Below are 19,047 nucleotides of genomic sequence, written 5' to 3' on the forward strand. Positions count from 1 at the left end.
CTACTCGCTTATAATCTAAATAACGAACGTTCCTGTTCTTAAATGCTAATTTTGTTAAAATGCCACAACCAACCCCATCATAGTCATTATGAGAAAAGTGTTTTACTCGTAGTTCTTTTAATAAATGAAATGGTAAATCTGCTAACACATTAAATGGTAAATTTGCTGTCACATTAACTGGTAATTTTACTAACATATGAAATCTCTCCTAAAATTATTATTTATTTTATGACAAGTATCTTAGCAACATCTTCTCATTTATATTGACTATAGTCAATATAAATATATGACCATTATGCTATTTGTTCCGTTTCTCTGATAAAAGGTATAAATAGGTCAAATAAAATTTTATTAATATCCTCTATATCCCAAAATGGTATTCTAAACATTCTAATCCCATTTACCTTACAATAATTATTTTTTATCTCATCTCGTTTTTGCAAAGTTTCAAAAGCTTTTTTCCCACCAAAAATAGAGACTGGCGTAATATGTTGTTGCCCATCATATTCAATTACGGCCACAAGATTATTATTACTGAAAATACCAAAGTCAAATCTCAAGTCTCTTTTGTATCTACATCCTTCTGCAATATATTGGGATTCATAAACGATATTATGCTCTTGTAAGAATTTTTCTATCTCTTTTTCCCCTTTGCTTGCTCTACATTTCGGGCATCTTCTACCTGCAAAAAAATTATGAGGTGTACTGTCCCATATATGACCGCATTCATTATGTTTTAAAGACACATGAGTTTTAACATCAATATATTTACCTATAACACTGTATTTGTCGCCTTCTAACCGATAAATATCAGATACAAACTCTGCGTGTGTTTTCCGTTTTTTGATATTAGCCTTTTTAGATGAACATTTAGAACAACGACAACCTTTTGAAAAATTATTAGGTGCAATTTCAACTATTTCACCACATTTTCTGTGCAACATTCTTATTTTTGTCTTATTGTTTATATACTCACCAACAACTATATATTCATCACCAACTATTTGATTTACTTTCTTTTTAAAATCTTTTATCCCTTTTTGTTTAGAATTGCATTCTGGACATCTGCTATTATTTGTTAAAAAGTTCTTAGGTGTGACTAACCACTCATTACCACATGTAGTGTGTTGCATTAATATCTTTTCTCTATTATTTTTATAAGTTCCTAAAACTTTATATTCATTTTTAACATTTTCATAGACTTCTTTTATGAAATCCGCATGTGTTTTTTTATATCTTTTGATTTGTTTACTATTACAAGTTGTACATCCCTTGCATTTTTTTAAATTCAAAGGTGTAAATGCCCACTCCCTGCCACAAACCAAGTGTTTCATTTTTACTTTTGTGCGATTATTAATATATTCTCCGATAACAACATACTCATCGCCCCACTGATTTAAAACATCTTTTTGGAATTGCTCTTTTGTCTTTCTACCTTTTCCACAGTGAGAACATTTACTCCTATGCAAAAATTGATACGGAAATACATCCCATTCATGATTACAAAGTAAGTGTTTTATTCTTATTTTTTCTTTACTTCCCTTATAAGTTCCTATAACAACATAATCATTTCCTACAAAGGTTTTAACCTCTTTAACAAATTCTTCATGTGTCTTTTTCTTTGTCATACGTAACTCATTCTTTCTTACACCATGTTTTTTCTTTATCTACTGGAACCACTTCTGAATAATCAACATCCATTTGTAGAGATTGATGATTCCCCCGTAAGTCTATAGCACCTGAAGCAACTAATCTCTCTTCGTAACAGTGAGAGCAGAATGGGTTGACTCTATATGTTCTATCATTGACATTCATTTCTCTATCACAAAACTTACAATTGAATCGTTTCTCCTTGAATGTTGTTGTTATCTTCATAACTTCCACCTCTTTAATTCTCTTCTTCTTGCTTCCACGGAAACCCAACTATATCTTCTGGAACCCCCCATTTTTTATAATGCGAATGAAGTTTCCTTAGATGCAAACTTACTTTTTTTTGAATTCTCTCTGTAAATATTTGAGAAGAAAATGGATTTCGTAGTAAGTAAAAATGATGTGATTTATCTTCTTTATTGAAGACATTACATGTTTTTAAAAGAACCCTATAGATAAGTCCATATGGTTCAAAGCTAACTTCTACTCCATACTCTTCTTTTTTATCAAAATAAAAAACAGAGTGATAAATTGTATTTTTCTTATTCCCTCTCATGATTCTTTGCTCCTTTTATATACATAAAGAAAGCTACTGTTCTTATTATTCATCTCGCAGAAGTTTCTATTTTATTGCATCTTAGGAAAAGTACCTTTCTTCTTTTAATACATTACTGACAAAACCCAATCCCATATTCAATGCCTTTCTTTTCTTTATCTTCCCATGCGGAGACATCTACATTTTTCGTTTTTAGTGCACGCAAACACAGAGCCAGTTACCAAACAGTTGCTTCTGCTGTCCACTTCTGTCCACCTTCCTTATCCTCAACTATTTCAACAATGGTATGATTATAGGTGGGGGATGAATGGTGTTTTTTTCTTTATCAAACGTATGTTTCTATTATATAATAAGAATATACAATAATTAGAAAAGAGGTGATTTGATATGGCTAATAAGGCTTATAAATTTCGTTTATATCCAACAGATGCTCAAAAGCATCTGATTTCGAAAACATTTGGTTGTGTGCGTTTTGTATATAATCAAATCTTATCTACTTGTAAGGAGAGATACGAATTACATAAAGAGGACAAGGAATCATTAAAAAAGTTAAAATTCCCAACCCCTGCACAATATAAAACTTCGTTTCCTTGGTTAAAAGAAGTAGATAGTCTATCATTGGCAAATGCACAATTACATGTGCAAAAAGCATATAAGAATTTTTTTGCCAAGCGAGCTTCTTTTCCTCGATTAAAAAGTAAAAGAGCGAAACAATCCTACACAACCAATGTAGTAAATGGAAACATTATGCTCTTCCACAGCTATATCAAATTGCCTAAATTGAAAATGGTAAAAATCAAACAACACAGAGAGATTCCCTCTCATCATAAAATAAAAAGTTGTACCATTTCTCAATCCAAATCAGGAAAGTATTATATTTCTATTTTGGTAGAATTTGAACAACATGTTCCCAAAATAGAAGTACAACATATTGTAGGATTAGACTTTTCTATGCATGACTTATACGTTGCAAGCGATGGTGAGAAAGCCAATTACCCTCGTTTCTATCGTCATGCCTTAGAAAAATTAGCCAAAGAACAACGTTCTTTTTCTCGTAAAAAAGTACAAAGCAATCGTTGGTATAAACAAAAACGAAAAATAGCTATATTACATGAAAGAATTGCCAACCAACGAAAAGACTTTTTGCATAAAAAATCCAGAAAACTGGCGACAATGTATGATGCAGTTGTCATAGAAGACTTACATATGAAAGGTATGTCGCAAGCTCTTAACTTTGGTAAATGTGTTCACGATAATGGATGGGGTATGTTTACAACATTCCTCCATTACAAATTAGAAGAGCAAGGGAAACAACTTGTTAAAATAGATAAATGGTTTCCTTCTTCGAAACAATGCTCTTCTTGTGGACAAATCAAAGAGAGTCTGTCTTTATCAGAACGTATCTATCATTGTGAATGTGGTTTATCTATAGATAGAGACTACAATGCAAGTCTAAATATAAAAAAAGAAGGTATAGCGTATATCTCTTAATATATATTGAACCGTAGGGACTACGGGGATAGCTAAGTCCATTTCGTTCCGTTAGGTACGACTACCTTAGAAGCCCCCACCTCTAAGCATAAGCATAGGTGGGGGGTAGTTCACACAACGTTCCACAACCAATGCATTTACATGTTTATATTGTCCTTGTTTCATGAATTCTCACTCCACCTTTATAATGTTTCTGTTCGATTTCGAAAGACTAATTCACAGGTATCCGCATCCATTACTTCGAGTCTTAATTGCGGTGTGCTCCATGCATTTGTATAATCTGTAAAATACTCTGTTACACACTCTAATCGAGAAAGTGTTGTCCCTGAATTCAACCAAAACTTCCCGTTTTTCTTTTTCCGAACATCACGAACATGTTCAATCAATGCGTCTTCATTATGCTCAAGAGAATTTACAAATTTCAGCATTTGTTCAATATCACGTAAAGATTCTTCTTTCGTTGCATATTCATCAACTTCATGTAATTTCATAAATAGCTCTTCTGACTCTTCTACTTCTATCTTCTTTGATTCCAGGTCTTTTTTTATACCTTCAAAATCAGCAACAACTGTAAGAGGCACCTCATTAATAACCACTTCAATATTCATATCGTTACAACCACCTTTTCTATTTTTATAAATGATATTCTTCTTTTAATTCTCTTAAAGATTGAATCATCATAGAGAATGTTTCGTTCATTCGAGAAGGCTCGTTTTTTAGTAACCTACTAAGCTCCTCTTTAATCTCCTGTGATTTTCGCTCATATCTCCTTTGATTATTTAAAACATCCTTTTCAAGTTTTTCGGGATGATATTCATATTTACTCGAACCCATATTTGACGATTTTTTCATATATACAAACCTTCTATTTATTTAATTGTTTAATAGTTTCTTTTACTTTCTCCCAAAGAGCATCAATATCATCTGACTCTTCAACCAAAACTACACCTTGTCTTTCCAAGAATTCTTTCATTTTCTTCGGTGTACATGCCTTAGAAACTTGCTTATCCATAGACTCTGGATTTCTATAATTTCTATGACCCATGAATTTAATAGCAAACCATGCATAATCATAAGAATCTAATTCATGTAGTTGTTCAATCGTAATGTTTTTCATAGTACATCCTCTTCCTTTATGCAATTCTTTTGATTTGTTCCCATTTGTTTTTATCACTCTCTATATTCGAGATTAGTTTCTCAATGATTTCTTTCTGCATTTTTACAGAAACAAAGTCCGTTGCATTCATTAAATTTCCTTTATCAAACAGAATTTTCATCTCTGCTAATTTGTTTTTTAATTCTTTTAATGTCATAGAGTCCAATTCTGATTCATCAGAAATATAAGGACGAATCAGCTCACTTGAAGAAAAGAGTGATTCAATTTTATTTTCTTGTTCATCAGTCAAATCCTCTTTTGGCTCTATATACCAGAGTCCATCCGCTTGCCAAACGGATAACAAACTAACTTCCCAAGCACCAAATTCATTTTGTTTATTTAAGCAACCATTTAAAACGGTATATTTTATACCGTCTTTTTCAGAAATACAAACGAAACCATCCTTCATTAATTCGAATGCAATCATAAAAGGAAATCGTTTTAAATCAGGACTATTTAGCAATTTCTTTTTTACTTCTACAAATTTCTTACCAATTAATGAATCGTATAACATTTCTATCCCTCACATTCTTATTTACTATAGTCAATTATATATCTTAATTTATACTATAGTCAATTTTATTTTCACAAAAAAATAGACCATATGAAAACAATGGTCTATTTTTATACACAACTATAAGGCTTTTGATTTTGAACGTGCAGGAAAATTATTCTCATTAGAAATGTATTATACTCTTAATCCATTCAATAAGATGAAGAGCTCCATAAACAACAATGCATGGCACTATGAATGTAAAAAAGAAAATAATTAGGAATTGAATTGTCCCTTCATACTTATTCCAAAACTTGTTCGGATTTTCTTTTTGTTTCTTTCTTTTTTGATGTACTTCATGTATTTCCTTTAGCGTTTTTTTTAGTTTTTCATCCACTTTACCCCTCCTTGACTATCTTTTTTATTTTCACAGGCTTGTACATCTCTACATCTTCTTTTTTTATTTGCTCTGTGTCAAAATACACGATGTATTCACCGTCATCAGTCTTCACATTTCCTGATAGGTCTTTGTCTACCCAATGGCTTGAATAAGAATTATCTAAAACATTTCCACCTCTATCAGAAAGTATAAACTTTTTCTTTTCTGTATTTAGTTCTTTCGCCAGTAATTCCTCTGATATTTCAGCGTTCTTATGGGATTGCTCATGCTTATATTCAATCTTCTTATTCTCCTCATCTAACACTTTCGTTAAAAAAAGATACCCAACTATAACTGAAGCAAAAACTATCATACACGCGAAAAATATCATTCCTGCTTCCACTGTATCATTTGAGTTCTTCACCATTCATCCATTCCTCCATATAAAACTTCTATTCCGTTAACTCTTTCATCTCTCTAACAACATCTACTGACAATGTTGCCAACTCCTCTAACAATGCAGACAGCTCTTCTGGAGACATATCCTTTCGAATTCCATATAGTTCTAATTGGTACTGAATTCGCCTCACTAAGTCTAAATCTCTTTTTTGATTAATAGACATTTGTTTATTCATCTCTAACACCTCTCTTTACAAAAAATGACTACAACTGTAGTCACTCTATTTTTGATTTTGTTGTGATAACTTTTCATATACGAAAAGTTGTGATTTCGCTTCAGATAACTCTTTCTCGTACTTTTTGTTTTCAATTTCCATATCTTTCATCTTTTTAACCTGATTAGAAACCGCTGTTTCAGCTTCAAATTTCAATTTCTTTAATTGTTCCACTTCAGCAATTTGTTTATCTCTTTCAATCTTCGCTAATCGTTGTTCTTCCTCTAATTCATCTTTTAAATCGCTTGCTTTAAATCCCCATATTAAATAGCCAAAAATAAGCCCCATTAATAACGAGCCAATACAGCAACCAATCATCACAAAAATAGCAACATTCGGATTCATCTATACCGCCTCCTTTCTTTCAACAGTATACTATTATAGTATAAAATTTATTAACTATAGTCAATGTAATGAGTGCTTAGTAGTTTCCTAAATGATAGAAATATATTCACCCTAAATCTCTGTTTTTTCAGATTTTATCGCATATAATATATAAACAATAAAAGGAGAGGTGATAAAATGAATACATTAAAAAATAAAAAAGGTTATGTTTCAATTGAATCTATGATTATCAGTTCTTTAGTCATTGCATTCTCTATGTTTTTAGTCATTAATTATTCAAGTCATACAAATAACATCACAGATAAAACTGCAAAGAGTATTGATACTTCTATACATGAATATAAAGTTGTTAGTCCAGAGTAACTAACGACTTTTTTATTTGGTTTGACGAACGTCTCACTTCTTCATACAATGAAATCATGACTATTGCCTGGAGATGATTACATGCACATAAATTTAAATGACGGAACGAACCCCCTATTAAATGATTATTATTATATGCAACGAAATAAACTTGATATTGACTTCATCATGTTTATTGCCTTAGCTTCTGCTCCAAATGCACATTCTCTTATTCATGCAAAATACAAAGAAAATGAATGGGAATATTATCAGGCGTATAAAGAGAGTCCTTATTCAAAAGAACCATTATTAAAGATATACCTTATTGAAACGGAAGCTGTATTAAGAAAACTTATTGGGATTTATGCCTACTGTAAAAATGATAGTAGAAACATTCCTGAAGAAAGAAAGATGGAACCTCTCATAACCATTATTAAAAAGGGGTATAGTAGAGCTTATAGATTTGTGAATGAAAGGTCTGAATTTAACCTTCTTGATTACACAGATTATATTATGAAAAAAAGCGGGGGGAATAATCCGTACACTGTTGACTTCATTTATTCTGTTGCCATTTGTATTTACTTGGCATCCGTATGGAAAAAGCGAGCTTTGATACCTGAAGAATTCTTAAGTACATATGATGAAATGCTAAACAGTCCTCATTCTTACCAGTCTAAAAAGTTTTTCTTAGCAAAGAATAAAGCAGGTGTAAAAGAATGCATGGAGCAATTTGGAACAACAAAAATAGATGCCAATCAATCCCTATTCCATTGGTTGGCAGTGAACTATCTAAAAAGAATAAGTGAAAAAGAAGGGAAATTTTTACCCGAAAAAGAAGAAGAAATGAACTCTTATTTTATGTTACTGGGTAACTGGATAGAAACATTAGATTTAGACCCTGTAGAAATACAAAATAAAGTTTTCTTATCAAGAGAAGAAATGGAATTAACATTCCAAGAATTATTAATTGCAGACATTGAAAACGAGAACGTTTCCAATAAATTCGAATTACTGTTACCTGCATACCTCTACATGATGGCTATGGCAAAAATGTATAAAGACCTTAAAAAACTATATTTAGAGGATAAGCAAGAAGAAACGTACCTTGCTAATAAAATAAAAGAGAAAAAATTAAAAGAAAAAGAAGAATCTTTAAAGAAATTAAAGAAAACAACGGAATTCAAATTAAAAGAGGCGAAAGAGCAACGTTTAGCACTGGAAAAACAAGTAAAAGAATTAGAGAAACAAAACGCTCGACTGGAGTCAGAGGTTGAAACGTTTTCTAAAGAAAAGAAAGAACTCTCTTCTTTAAGAAGTTTTATTTATAGTATGAATAGTGACATCCCTCAAGATACTATAAAACTTGATGACGTTATCCATTCATTAAAGAAAGTTAAAATAGCTGTGTTTGGTGGTCATCCGAATTGGCAACTAAAAATAAAAGAGTCGTTACCTCACGTTCGAGTAATAGATGTTGATAGTTTAAACAAGAGTATTTCATTTATTAAAAACATGGACTATGTGTTTGTAAATACACATTACTTCAATCATACATTTTACGAGAAAATTATGAAGGAAGTTAACAGGACAAATGCAGAACTTGTCTATTTGAACCGAACAACGAATACAGAAATGACATTGATGGAAATGCACTCTTATATCAAATAAACAAAAGAGACCGTAGTTTGCTACAGTCTCTTTTTTCTGTCGATTCTTGATGTAAGGTTGACATGCATTCCATCTCAACCATAAAATCAGTATGCTCTTCTATTTTTCATTTTATTCATCATCTTCATCCTGATATGGTTCAATTTCTATAATCTTATATGGTGTATTCTCTGACTCCTTTAAGTCGTACATATCTAAAACTTCTTTAATTGTCTCATTCTTTGAAATAAAACTTTTCTTTTCAAACCATACTAAATTACCCATAAAGTAATTCATACAACCCTCATTATTTCGTATACGTACAACCCCCTCATCATCATAAAAGTCATCTTCTGAGACATATACATATACCTTATGAGGCATAAAATGAATTAAAAAGTACAACATGTCATAAGGCTCACTTTCGTATTCTTCTTCATATTCCTCATGTTCTTCGTCGTTACTCATTTTACTTCGTTCTCTCCATAAGTTGTTTGATTCTTCTTGTTTTCTAAAAGGCCACATCTAATCTCACTACTCTCTTTTTATTGACTTTAGTCAAAAATAACACATCCCCTATCTCCCTTCAATATCATTTCTGTTCGAGGACATAAAAAAAGAGAGATAAAATATCTCTCTTAACGAATACCTGTTAATAATTGATGGGCTAATGCAACTCTTTCTTTTGATTCTTCTTTTCTTAAATAACTTACATCTAAATCACCAAGTCTAACTCTATCTAAAGCATCACAATCTTTAAAGCATTCATAAAGATTCCAAGCCATTTCTTTACTCTCTTTCAAAATAGATTTAGATTTCTTTAAGTGCTTTTTCGCTAATTTATCATCTTTACAATGATACTCTATAATAAACTTAACAATTTCTATACTTTCATCTGTTAAAAACTCAATATCATAATCCATACGACCTTCCGTTCGTGGTGTAACATAATTCACTCCAATAAACGGAAAATTCCCTTCAATCAGTTCCTCATGCTTTTTCAAACTCCATTCTCCATGTTTTGTACAATGGTCATCATGAGTCCTACCAATATCATGAAAAACAGCTACATTCGCTAAAATTGCTCTTTCTACACTTGATAACTTTAAAGTACGAGCTAAAGATAATACATGAAGTAAAACTCGTTTCACATGTAATGGACCATGTACACTCGATGGGTTGTGATAATATTCGTCCAATACAAAAGTATCTCTATACATAGCGAATTCATCCGTAAATCCTTCATCTTGCATTAAGTTCAATTCTCTCATAACATCAAATTCTTTTTTCTCTGTAACCTCAGTTATGTTCATAACGTTAGAGGGGTACACCAGTATTTCAGATTCATTCCTATCTTCTATATAATCAATTACATTTCCCTTTAATACTTCACCTTTATATACACTACCTTTTACTGCAAATCTTCTGGCCACATTAATATCTGTAGTCCAACTCATTGCAGATTCATGAGAAATAGAATATGTCCCTTCTCCTCTATAAACTGTGATGAAATCATTATTACTTAACGGATTCAATTTCAGCATTAAATCTTTCTTAAATGCTTCTGTTTGACAAGAAATCGCCTCATCTATCACTTCTTTTTTTATGACTTTATGACTGTAATCTATATAAGTATATATTTCTCGGAATAGTTCATATCTCTCTTCACAAGGTACTTCTCTATAAATATCATTTAATATATAAGGCTTCAAAAAATCTTCTGTAAAAGCAATTACCTCATAAAAATCTTTTGTTTCATAAGCCTTTTTGACCATATCTTCTTTTACTTTAACTCGTTTATCCATCTCAAACATCTCAAATGCTTGTTTACTTATTTGAAACACAGAAACAAATATGATTCCATCCCAATACCAATATGGATTCGAAATATTATTACAAACATACATATTTTCAGGATTAATTCCATATTCATCGCAAATTTCAACAACCTCATCAAACAAAGGAACTTTAAATTTAACCATTTCCTGAGCTTTATCTCTTTCTTCAATAGATTGTATTGTCTTCAATGCGATAAAATCATTTTCAATTCTCGTTGAATTTATACTCTTTCTAAAAGCACCATAACTCATATTAATTAACTCCTTTATACCTGCTGATTTTATTATTATACACTATAAATATCTTTCTAAAGAAACAAGACTATAATAAATTTATAGTCTTGCACATCACTTTAATTCATATGAATATGTGTGCTAATGAAGTAGTTAATCCCATTTAATACACAAGGATTAACTGCAACTATTTTACGTAATACGTGAGAACTAATAGTATGACTATATCCTTTCACTCTATCTAAAATCATATCTTTTTCTTCCTTTAGAGTAATTACAATTAGTTCTTTTACTTTCGTATTTACATTAATCAAAATAAAATTCCCCTTTTTAATTGTTTAAATTCTCTTGAAACTGATGGGTTTTCAAGAATTGACTGAATACCTGTTGTTTAATACGACCTGCTAAGAAAACTAACCTCCTAAGTTAAAATTCATCATTTACCTGTTTTATATATTCCACTTATTTTATTAAAATAATGTTGTCTATATAACAATTCGTAAACTAACTATTTTATATTTTTACTAACAAACATAACAAATCACCAAATGTTTTTTTATTATGAACATAATATTTTTTAACAAAAAAAAGACCGCATTATATTAGCGGTCTACACAATGTCTTTGTATTTGTTGAATTTAGGTAGGACTTCTCTATCAAAGTAGGCTTTTAATAATGGCTTGGGTTTTTCCTTAAAAGCTTTCTTCCCTTCTTTGTCAGTTACCATTTTCACATATTGAGCATAGTAACTGTCAAATTGAGTTTTTTCCATTTTATCAATCATATTCCCTTTATCATTCTCAAGAATATCATCAATCCCTTTTCCTAATTCAGTTGCCCACATACAAACATATATGTTTTTATCAAATTCTTCTTTTAATTTATCTGTCATCTTTTTGAATTGATTATAGACGTTTATGTTATATGACATGTCAGCATCATAAGCAATGCAAATATGTTTAATATCATATCCCGTTCTTTCCTCAATATCTTTGATTTCTTGTTCGATATTTCTCCAGTTACCAATACCTTGAACAGAAATAGCAATACATCCATATGTACTTGCTATCTTTCTCGCTTTAAAGCGTCCTTCTGTAACAAATAATGTTGTGTGTTTTATCGTTTCAGGATAAACAACGTCTAAAGGAGCTCCTGCACCTGTTCCATTGATATACATGTTACTTTTATCTTCTGCATCTGCAAATGTAGAAGAAAACCAAATGTAACGTCTGGAATCATCATGCGTTTCATCTAATCGAATTTGAATTCCCGCAATCTGACCTTTTGCATTTTTCATAGGAATACAAATACCTTCTTGTCTTCTATATGCATATATCGGAACCGTAATTTCTCCATCCTTCGTTTGAAAGTCCATCTTACAGTTTTCTGTACAGAAGAAACCTGGGATATCCTTCAGAATTTCTGGCGTATAACCAAACTCTTCATACATTGCATTATAAAAGTTCGTCAAGAAAGCAGAATGTCTTCCAGGAAATGAAAAGTAACCATCTTCTTCTATATCCCTCTCAGACAAACCTCTTCCTATCAAATAAGCTTTGTGTTCTTTCGTTAGTTTTTCATGCCCTTCACATAAGGACGAACCCCTGCTAAATACAGAAAATACATTATGAAGAACTTCAATATCCGCTCTTTCTTCTTCATAATCCACTTTATCCATAGATGCAATGTAAGTTTTTCTTACTGTTTCAGCAACATCTACCTCTGCTTTATCACCAAACGCTTCTTTATATTCTTCATTTGTAATCAAACCAAATTCCAGTGCAATTTTAATTGCTGATGCACCAAATGAAATCTTATCATACTTCGCAATAAATTTTACCGCATCTCCTCCTTCATCACAGGAGAAGCATTTGAATATTCCTTTTTTATTACTAATTGAAAAAGAACCTAATTTATTGTCATTATGAAATGGACATTTGGCTTGAAACGAATGTCCACGTCTCACTACATCAATGCGAGTTTCCATCACACTTGAAATAGGAAGTTGTTTCACCTTCGCAATAACCTCTTCAATAAATTCTTCTCTATTCATTTTCATAATAATTACCTCTCCTTAACGTTTCCTGTTTAAATTATGCAAAAGAAAAGAGCAAGGGACATGTCCTTACTCTCTTTCCTTTGTACATCCCTTTTACTTAGAATGGTAAGTCGTCATCAGCAATATCAATCGGTTGACCAATATTGTTATCCGATGCCCCTTCATCAGAACTTTGATTTCCGTTACCTTTACGTTTAATCGTGAAGTCCCAAGCTGTTAAATCGAAATATTTGTTGCCATTATATTCTCGACTTTTTAAATCACCAGTAAAGATTACAGTGTCACCTTTTTGAACTGCTTTAGACATACGTTCACCTAATTGTTCCCAACCTGTAATGTTGATAAATTCGCTGTCTTTTTCTTGTACTTCGATTTTTAAAGCTTTACCAATTTTCTTCGTTACATTTTGGCAAACCATCGAAACTTTAGCTACCTTCTTGCCATTAGCAGTATCCTCTAATTCCACAGGTTTTGTAATGTAACCTTCAATTGCACCAAACGCTTTGTTTTCCTCAGTATTTCGAAATGATACGAATGAATAATATTTTCTCTCTGCCATAATAAATAACACTCCTCAGATTTTATTTGATTTTATAAAAATACCTAATTTATATACTTATATGTATTGTATTTTATCTATAAGTTTTTTATAACTAAAGTTAATGATAAATCACTTTTTGACTAAAGTCAATAAAAAAAGACAAGCGATATATTCTACTTGTCTTTCCTATTGCTATTGAATGATAGGCATTGCAAATTCTTTTGGAACATCTAATGTATATGCAATTTTCTCGCCACGAATATCTGTAATTTCTAAACGAGTTCCTTTTTTAGAATACACATATCCCTTTGAAGCAACACTGTTACTTTTTTCATAATCAACAATCTTACGATTATTAGGAGTCTGGAATGGTCGTACATCTTTCTTAAACTTATCCTTATTATTTAAAACTTGGATGAGTTGTTTTGGATGTGTTTTCTCATTTACTTTTTGCGAATAAATAAGTGTTTCATCATCTCCATCTGGGACCAATGGTTCTACACGATTAGACTCAAATTTATGCATCTCTTTTACATATAAGTCATCTGCTCGTAAACGTAATACAATGGAGTCTTCTTTTCCATTTCCGAATTTGTTATAGGCAATAATCTCGTTTTTAACTGCAAATAAACCTGTTGTACTATCACCAATTTCAATTTTCTTTTCTTTCTCATCTTTTAAATCAACACTATGAATGAAACTATTTGTAGCAAATACCAACTGTCCTTTATCAACTAAAAAGTCACTTACTTCTTCAGTAGATGCATATTTTTTATACGTTGATTTATCTTTGACATGCGTTAATTCTTTTTTATCTTTTGACAAGAATACAATATTCTTTCCATCTGATTGGAATGAATCAAAATCCACTAAAGCATCTGAAACAGATACAATCTCTTTCTTATGTAACTGCTTTTCATTCACTGTGACTTCATAGAACGTGTGATTTTTCTGATTGTATGCATACACAGATTCTAAATTTTTACTTCTTGCAAATTTAAATTCATTCCCTTTCCCATCTCCTAAAGAAACATTGTCTAATTCATCTCCACTCTTTGTATCCAATAAAGACACCTTCCCATTTTTGTCTCCTGTGACAATCGTATCTGCCAGTTTAATATGTTTATCAAAGAGTGTTTCATTTTTACTTTTAGTTTCATTGTCATGAAAGAAAACAAAATACACACCAGTTCCAATCCCAATCGTTACAGCTATACTTAATCCTACAAGTAATTTATCTTTATGCTTTTGAAATAAATATTTCATTTTTGTTCTATCCATACTTTCACGCTCCTTTTTTTACAAATTCTTCGATATATGCTTTAATGGCTGTTAAAGCTATACCAATCGCATCCGTTTCGTGATTTGTTTTGGCTTTTATCCCATGTTGTTCACAAAAATCTTCTATCGCTTTTTGCAGGTCTTCTTTTGTTGCTCGCCCATACCCTGCAACGTGTTTTTTCACTGTACCTGGAACAAAATCTTTAATCCATAAACCTAATTCTCCTGCTACAAGAAATACAACACCAGTAACCATATTTGTCGTCATAATTGATGCAGATTTATTTCTATTGTCATTTTTTTGTTTGGGATTATAAAATAGCTTTTCACAAGCTATGATATCTGTATTATATTTAAGATTGTAAGTTTTTATCATTTCATAGATGGTAAGTAGTCTATCTTCTAACAATTCACTGGATTTTGTTTTTAGCGTTCCTGTATCAAGTTTCATGTATTGATTTGTATTTATATCATATTCAATAAATGCATATCCCAAGTTCGCCAAACCTTGGTCTATTCCACATGCAATAATTTTAGTCATTAACCTGCACTTCTATTGTTAGTCCAAATTCATCAAATGATGTCTTTAATAACTCTAAAAACTCTGGGTTTGCATAAGAAATAGTAATTGATTCTGTCTCCATTAATAATACAAGTGCCGTAACAAAACTCAAATCATGAATTAGCGAATTCATTTTCACTCTGGTATCATACAACTCTATCCCAAAACATTCCTTCATTGTATCAGCCGTATAAACATCACCATCTGAATCTTTTATTTCCACTCGTTCATTTACAAGTAATAATTCTAAACGTTCAAATGCACATAACGACTTTCCTTTGCTTATTAAAGTTTGAAAACAAATCAAGGAAACATCTTGCTCTTCTTCTGCATCTTGTTCAAAACTTGTTAAAGCATTCTCCATACTATTTACAAACAAAACAGCACTTCTTTTCAAATCAGAAGTATTAAATAGAATAAACGTCTCAATATCCAGTTGTTTTTGTGATTCAAAAAATTCCTGCAACCTATCACTTATCATTTGAACAAGAATAGACATTCCCTCTACTTGTTGAAGTAATTCCTTACTTAGGCAAGCTGAAATATAAACATCCTCAAATCCTTTTTCTTGCATTTCCATCTTGCTGTATTTTTTAAATGCCTGTTTTGTAATGTGTCGTGATAAAACATCCAAAATACGATTATATCCATCTTGATTATTCCAATTTAATTCTAATTGGTTCCCACTATGTAATGCAGAGTAAATCATTAATGGAGTTAACAGCATTTCCGCATATAAACTTTTAATATCTTCTGTATTTTTTACTGTAATTTTATTCATTATTGCACCTCTAATTTCATATTTATTTACTTAAATTATCCTATTTACATAAACTATAGTCAACGCAAAAAGGGTTCATCTCTTTTCTACCTTCTAAGAGACAAACCCTTTTATTATGCACTAAAACTTAATACCCTTTTTACCCCTCGTCTTTCGTTCTACCTTCGATAGTTCTATCTGTTTTCCATTTAGTTGCTTCACATCTTTATTGTTTTCATTTACAATGTACACCCCTTCAATTACATCTTCTTCCGTAAGCGATACAGCTTTAACACCTTTTGCATTTTTCCTCAGAACTGGGATTTCATTAATGCTAAATCGTAAGATATAACCTTTTTTCGAAAACACAAGAACATCTTCATCTACTTCATTAATTGGAGTTATTTGAATAACTTCATCATCTTCTTCTAATTTAGTCGCTACTACAACTGAACGACTTGAAATTAATTCACTGCATAACGTTTGTTTAATCATACCTGTCTTTGTTAATATGATTACTCTTTCTTTTTCTAATTCAGTATTTGTTGTAATGTATAATGGATACTCATTCTTTTGCATTTTTCCTAATCGCTGAATTGGTACACCTTTGTCTTTTATTTTTACCTTAGGGATATCCGCTAATTTAATTTGATATAGTCGTCCCTGATTTGTAAAAACTGAAAGCTTAGATGTATTTTTTGTTAGAATCTCTTGTTTATACTCAGACAACGTTTCTTCTGAACTTCTTTCAACAGAAATTGTATCTACTGACTTTGTGTATCCAAACTTATCAATCAATACCCATACATCTTCTTCTTTTATTTCTTCTACATATTCAATTGTTTTCTTTTCTTGAATTTCAGTTCGTCTCTCTCTTCCGAAATCCTTTTTAAAACCCCTTAAATACTTCTTAATAACTTTTAACATCTCTTTTTCACTACCTAAAACCAATTCGTACTCTTCCATTTCAGCAAGTACCTTTTTATATTCCTGATTTAATAGCTCAACTTCTAATCCGATTAGTTTTTGTAGACGCATATCTAAAATTGCTTGTGCTTGCTTTTCTGTAAAAGCGAATTTCTTAGCAAGATTCTCATGCTTCTTTGTTTTAAACGAGATTGATTCAGTATTACCTTCCATTAAACACACTTTTGCTTCTTTCGATTTCTTAGCCCCTCTTAACATTTCAATGATGGTATCCATCATTTCCTCGGCTTTGACTAACCCTTCTAAAATCTCTTTTCGAACTTGTGCTTTGCTAAGAAGATATTCATATCGCTTTCTTGTTATCTCTTTTTGGAAATCAAAATAATGCTTACAGTAATCCTTTAAATTAATTGTAGTTGGAACTCCATTTACTAAAACTAAATATTGATAAGATTCACTTGATTGTAAAGGTGTTTTGCTATACAGCTTATTTAATAAATTATCTATATCTACACCTTTTTTTACTTCCAATACAATCCGAATGCCATCTTTATCGCTTTCATCTGTAACATTTACAACTTCCTCTAATTTCTTCTCAATTACCATTGTTATTAACTTATTAATTAAATTTGTTTTAGAGCCTGAATATGGATATGGAATTTCTTTTACCACTAAATTAGTCCTACCATATCCTGCATCCTCTATATCTATTTTGGCTCTTATTACCGCCTTACCAATACCCGTTCTATATAAGTCTCTCAGTTCATTCTTATTTGTAATAATACCTCCAGACGGATAATCGGGTGCTTCCAATATATCAATTAATGACTCTATATCAATATCCTTTTTATCTGCATATGCAATCAATGTATCAACAACACTATTTACACCATGAGGTGGTGTTTTGTAAGCCATACCAACCGCAATACCTACCCCACCATTTACTAATAGATTTGGAACTTTCGCAGGTAATACAACTGGCTCTCTTTCAGATGCATCAAAGTTGTCTCTAAAATCAACTACACCTTTCGACAAATCCTGTATCATTTCCATTGCTACAGGAGATAACCTCGCTTCTGTGTAACGCATTGCGGCCGCAGAGTCTCCATCTACTGAACCGAAGTTACCATGCCCATCAATAAGCGGAGCATTTTTCACAAAATCCTGTGCTTGCTTTACCATTGATTCATATACTGCCAAGTCTCCATGTGGATGATATTTACCAATTACTTCCCCAACAATACGTGCTGATTTTTTATAAGCCTTATCAGGATACATTCCTAAATCACCCATCGCATACAAAATCCTACGATGTACAGGTTTTAGTCCATCACGAACATCTGGCAATGCTCTATCTGTAACTACAGTCAAAGCATAATCTATAAATGAACTCTTCATTTCTTTTGAATATGATATAGTTTCAATTTTTCCTCCCAATTGTATCAACTCCTTTTATTTTTACAACAAGTTACTCCATATAACTTGCTATCTATCAACACATTTTATTACATATATTTTTTATTCATAATTCTATAGAACTCTTATAAAACCAAATTAATATGCCCGAAAGATAGAACAATTATAACATATTTTTATTGACTATTGTCAATAAAACTTATAACTATAAAACCTCCCCTATTAAAATACATAATCCATTCTTAAATCAATTAAACACAAAAAAGGTAGCCCATTTACTGGACTACCTTCATCTATTTTACCGAATTAGTTTTGTTTTTTTGATTTACGTCTCATAACCACACTTGCAAGTATTGCTAATCCACCTGCAATTAAACTTCCCATAGTTGTAGATTGGTCACCGCCTGTTTCTGGTAATTTTTTATCTTTAGCTTCTGCTTTCGTTTCCTTCGCAGTTTCTTTAGATGTCGCTTTTGTATCTTTTTCTACTTTTTTATCAGTAGGTTTATTAATCTCATCTTTAACAGTTTCTTTTTTATCCACTTGTTTTTCAGCAACTTTTTCATTACCTTCATTGTTAGTAGATGTTACTGTTTCTTTGTTTTCTTTTTCAGCAGTTACTTTGTCTTCAATTTTATTGTCTTTACTTCCCGTTACAGAACCACCATCTGTTTGTGTATCTTTGTCTTCTGTTAC

Annotated in this window: 24 protein-coding genes and 1 pseudogene; 3 read left to right on the forward strand and 22 right to left on the reverse strand. The window is 31.3% G+C overall.

The window, feature by feature from the left end; all coding sequences use genetic code 11:
* From MR160_RS27055 to MR160_RS27070, 4 genes and pseudogenes are all read right to left on the reverse strand, one after another.
* Nucleotides 1-196: pseudogene (locus MR160_RS27055) on the reverse strand (DHH family phosphoesterase); the annotation flags it as partial.
* Nucleotides 197-293: 97 nt separating this feature from the next.
* Nucleotides 294-1,628 carry a PDDEXK family nuclease gene (locus tag MR160_RS27060; RefSeq protein ID WP_242298528.1) on the reverse strand — a complete coding sequence of 445 codons (1,335 nt, stop codon included), beginning with the start codon at nt 1,626-1,628 and terminating at the stop codon, nt 294-296.
* A 7-nt stretch (nt 1,629-1,635) separates the two neighbouring features.
* The gene (locus tag MR160_RS27065) at nt 1,636-1,875 is read right to left on the reverse strand and encodes a hypothetical protein (protein ID WP_242290363.1); all 240 of its coding nucleotides are present in this window, start codon (nt 1,873-1,875) and stop codon (nt 1,636-1,638) included.
* 13 nt (nt 1,876-1,888) lie between these two features.
* Complete coding sequence (locus MR160_RS27070; RefSeq protein WP_001214850.1) at nt 1,889-2,206, reverse strand: hypothetical protein; 318 nt, start codon at nt 2,204-2,206, stop codon at nt 1,889-1,891.
* Nucleotides 2,207-2,593: 387 nt separating this feature from the next.
* Here MR160_RS27070 and MR160_RS27075 point away from each other — a divergent pair, with 387 nt between their 5' ends.
* Nucleotides 2,594-3,697: an RNA-guided endonuclease InsQ/TnpB family protein gene (locus MR160_RS27075; protein ID WP_242298531.1), complete on the forward strand. Its 1,104-nt coding sequence runs from the start codon at nt 2,594-2,596 to the stop codon at nt 3,695-3,697.
* A gap of 182 nt (nt 3,698-3,879) precedes the next feature.
* Here MR160_RS27075 and MR160_RS27080 read toward each other — a convergent pair whose 3' ends face one another.
* The 8 genes from MR160_RS27080 to MR160_RS27115 all read right to left on the reverse strand — a co-directional run bounded on the left by MR160_RS27080 (nt 3,880) and on the right by MR160_RS27115 (nt 6,744).
* A complete protein-coding gene (locus tag MR160_RS27080) occupies nt 3,880-4,305 on the reverse strand; it encodes a hypothetical protein (protein WP_242298533.1) in 426 nt (141 codons plus the stop codon).
* A 25-nt stretch (nt 4,306-4,330) separates the two neighbouring features.
* Nucleotides 4,331-4,549: a hypothetical protein gene (locus MR160_RS27085; RefSeq protein WP_242298535.1), complete on the reverse strand. Its 219-nt coding sequence runs from the start codon at nt 4,547-4,549 to the stop codon at nt 4,331-4,333.
* Nucleotides 4,550-4,562: 13 nt separating this feature from the next.
* Nucleotides 4,563-4,814: a hypothetical protein gene (locus MR160_RS27090; RefSeq protein ID WP_242298537.1), complete on the reverse strand. Its 252-nt coding sequence runs from the start codon at nt 4,812-4,814 to the stop codon at nt 4,563-4,565.
* A gap of 16 nt (nt 4,815-4,830) precedes the next feature.
* A complete protein-coding gene (locus tag MR160_RS27095; protein WP_242298538.1) occupies nt 4,831-5,367 on the reverse strand; it encodes a hypothetical protein in 537 nt (178 codons plus the stop codon).
* Nucleotides 5,368-5,530: 163 nt separating this feature from the next.
* On the reverse strand, nt 5,531-5,743 hold the full coding sequence (locus MR160_RS27100) for a hypothetical protein (RefSeq protein ID WP_242298540.1): 213 nt from the start codon (nt 5,741-5,743) through the stop codon (nt 5,531-5,533).
* Between the two features lies 1 nt (nt 5,744).
* The gene (locus MR160_RS27105; RefSeq protein ID WP_242298541.1) at nt 5,745-6,152 is read right to left on the reverse strand and encodes a hypothetical protein; all 408 of its coding nucleotides are present in this window, start codon (nt 6,150-6,152) and stop codon (nt 5,745-5,747) included.
* A gap of 25 nt (nt 6,153-6,177) precedes the next feature.
* Nucleotides 6,178-6,360: a hypothetical protein gene (locus tag MR160_RS27110; RefSeq protein WP_001041490.1), complete on the reverse strand. Its 183-nt coding sequence runs from the start codon at nt 6,358-6,360 to the stop codon at nt 6,178-6,180.
* Between the two features lie 45 nt (nt 6,361-6,405).
* Nucleotides 6,406-6,744 carry a seryl-tRNA synthetase gene (locus MR160_RS27115; protein WP_242298542.1) on the reverse strand — a complete coding sequence of 113 codons (339 nt, stop codon included), beginning with the start codon at nt 6,742-6,744 and terminating at the stop codon, nt 6,406-6,408.
* Nucleotides 6,745-6,921: 177 nt separating this feature from the next.
* Here MR160_RS27115 and MR160_RS27120 point away from each other — a divergent pair, with 177 nt between their 5' ends.
* Nucleotides 6,922-7,107 (forward strand): hypothetical protein, encoded by a 186-nt coding sequence (locus tag MR160_RS27120; RefSeq protein ID WP_242298544.1) that lies wholly within the window; start codon nt 6,922-6,924, stop codon nt 7,105-7,107.
* Nucleotides 7,108-7,188: 81 nt separating this feature from the next.
* Complete coding sequence (locus tag MR160_RS27125) at nt 7,189-8,754, forward strand: hypothetical protein (RefSeq protein WP_242298546.1); 1,566 nt, start codon at nt 7,189-7,191, stop codon at nt 8,752-8,754.
* 111 nt (nt 8,755-8,865) lie between these two features.
* Here the strand turns inward: MR160_RS27125 and MR160_RS27130 are convergent, their stop codons facing one another.
* The 10 genes from MR160_RS27130 to MR160_RS27175 all read right to left on the reverse strand — a co-directional run.
* Nucleotides 8,866-9,258, reverse strand: coding sequence for a hypothetical protein (locus tag MR160_RS27130; RefSeq protein WP_242298548.1), 393 nt, complete (start codon nt 9,256-9,258; stop codon nt 8,866-8,868).
* A 113-nt stretch (nt 9,259-9,371) separates the two neighbouring features.
* Nucleotides 9,372-10,823, reverse strand: a complete 1,452-nt coding sequence (locus tag MR160_RS27135) for an HD domain-containing protein (protein ID WP_242298550.1) — start codon at nt 10,821-10,823, stop codon at nt 9,372-9,374.
* 101 nt (nt 10,824-10,924) lie between these two features.
* Nucleotides 10,925-11,119, reverse strand: coding sequence for a hypothetical protein (locus MR160_RS27140; protein WP_242298552.1), 195 nt, complete (start codon nt 11,117-11,119; stop codon nt 10,925-10,927).
* 296 nt (nt 11,120-11,415) lie between these two features.
* Complete coding sequence (locus MR160_RS27145; protein ID WP_242298554.1) at nt 11,416-12,864, reverse strand: CHC2 zinc finger domain-containing protein; 1,449 nt, start codon at nt 12,862-12,864, stop codon at nt 11,416-11,418.
* 97 nt (nt 12,865-12,961) lie between these two features.
* Entirely contained in the window at nt 12,962-13,423 is a 462-nt protein-coding gene (locus MR160_RS27150; protein ID WP_242298557.1) for a single-stranded DNA-binding protein, read from the reverse strand.
* Between the two features lie 174 nt (nt 13,424-13,597).
* The gene (locus MR160_RS27155) at nt 13,598-14,686 is read right to left on the reverse strand and encodes a hypothetical protein (protein WP_242298559.1); all 1,089 of its coding nucleotides are present in this window, start codon (nt 14,684-14,686) and stop codon (nt 13,598-13,600) included.
* A 4-nt stretch (nt 14,687-14,690) separates the two neighbouring features.
* Nucleotides 14,691-15,227, reverse strand: a complete 537-nt coding sequence (locus MR160_RS27160) for a crossover junction endodeoxyribonuclease RuvC (protein WP_098615550.1) — start codon at nt 15,225-15,227, stop codon at nt 14,691-14,693.
* On the reverse strand, nt 15,220-16,029 hold the full coding sequence (locus tag MR160_RS27165) for a hypothetical protein (protein WP_242298561.1): 810 nt from the start codon (nt 16,027-16,029) through the stop codon (nt 15,220-15,222). Before MR160_RS27165 ends, MR160_RS27160 begins: the two co-directional genes overlap by 8 nt.
* 120 nt (nt 16,030-16,149) lie before the next feature.
* Nucleotides 16,150-18,372, reverse strand: a complete 2,223-nt coding sequence (locus MR160_RS27170; protein WP_242298563.1) for a DNA gyrase/topoisomerase IV subunit A — start codon at nt 18,370-18,372, stop codon at nt 16,150-16,152.
* 285 nt (nt 18,373-18,657) lie between these two features.
* On the reverse strand, nt 18,658-19,047 hold a 390-nt coding region (locus MR160_RS27175), incomplete at its 5' end, for an LPXTG cell wall anchor domain-containing protein (protein ID WP_242298565.1).

It is taken from the genome of Bacillus cereus group sp. BfR-BA-01382, assembly GCF_022663475.1.
GTDB lineage: Bacteria > Bacillota > Bacilli > Bacillales > Bacillaceae_G > Bacillus_A > Bacillus_A thuringiensis_S.

Coding starts and splice junctions, on each gene's coding strand:
- MR160_RS27060 (WP_242298528.1), bottom strand. CDS start 1,628: ATGACAAAGAAAAAGACACATGAAGAATTTGTTAAAGAGGTTAAAACC.
- MR160_RS27065 (WP_242290363.1), bottom strand. CDS start 1,875: ATGAAGATAACAACAACATTCAAGGAGAAACGATTCAATTGTAAGTTT.
- MR160_RS27070 (WP_001214850.1), bottom strand. CDS start 2,206: ATGAGAGGGAATAAGAAAAATACAATTTATCACTCTGTTTTTTATTTT.
- MR160_RS27075 (WP_242298531.1), top strand. CDS start 2,594: ATGGCTAATAAGGCTTATAAATTTCGTTTATATCCAACAGATGCTCAA.
- MR160_RS27080 (WP_242298533.1), bottom strand. CDS start 4,305: ATGAATATTGAAGTGGTTATTAATGAGGTGCCTCTTACAGTTGTTGCT.
- MR160_RS27085 (WP_242298535.1), bottom strand. CDS start 4,549: ATGAAAAAATCGTCAAATATGGGTTCGAGTAAATATGAATATCATCCC.
- MR160_RS27090 (WP_242298537.1), bottom strand. CDS start 4,814: ATGAAAAACATTACGATTGAACAACTACATGAATTAGATTCTTATGAT.
- MR160_RS27095 (WP_242298538.1), bottom strand. CDS start 5,367: ATGTTATACGATTCATTAATTGGTAAGAAATTTGTAGAAGTAAAAAAG.
- MR160_RS27105 (WP_242298541.1), bottom strand. CDS start 6,152: ATGGTGAAGAACTCAAATGATACAGTGGAAGCAGGAATGATATTTTTC.
- MR160_RS27110 (WP_001041490.1), bottom strand. CDS start 6,360: ATGAATAAACAAATGTCTATTAATCAAAAAAGAGATTTAGACTTAGTG.
- MR160_RS27115 (WP_242298542.1), bottom strand. CDS start 6,744: ATGAATCCGAATGTTGCTATTTTTGTGATGATTGGTTGCTGTATTGGC.
- MR160_RS27120 (WP_242298544.1), top strand. CDS start 6,922: ATGAATACATTAAAAAATAAAAAAGGTTATGTTTCAATTGAATCTATG.
- MR160_RS27125 (WP_242298546.1), top strand. CDS start 7,189: ATGCACATAAATTTAAATGACGGAACGAACCCCCTATTAAATGATTAT.
- MR160_RS27130 (WP_242298548.1), bottom strand. CDS start 9,258: ATGTGGCCTTTTAGAAAACAAGAAGAATCAAACAACTTATGGAGAGAA.
- MR160_RS27135 (WP_242298550.1), bottom strand. CDS start 10,823: ATGAGTTATGGTGCTTTTAGAAAGAGTATAAATTCAACGAGAATTGAA.
- MR160_RS27145 (WP_242298554.1), bottom strand. CDS start 12,864: ATGAAAATGAATAGAGAAGAATTTATTGAAGAGGTTATTGCGAAGGTG.
- MR160_RS27150 (WP_242298557.1), bottom strand. CDS start 13,423: ATGGCAGAGAGAAAATATTATTCATTCGTATCATTTCGAAATACTGAG.
- MR160_RS27155 (WP_242298559.1), bottom strand. CDS start 14,686: ATGGATAGAACAAAAATGAAATATTTATTTCAAAAGCATAAAGATAAA.
- MR160_RS27160 (WP_098615550.1), bottom strand. CDS start 15,227: ATGACTAAAATTATTGCATGTGGAATAGACCAAGGTTTGGCGAACTTG.
- MR160_RS27165 (WP_242298561.1), bottom strand. CDS start 16,029: ATGAATAAAATTACAGTAAAAAATACAGAAGATATTAAAAGTTTATAT.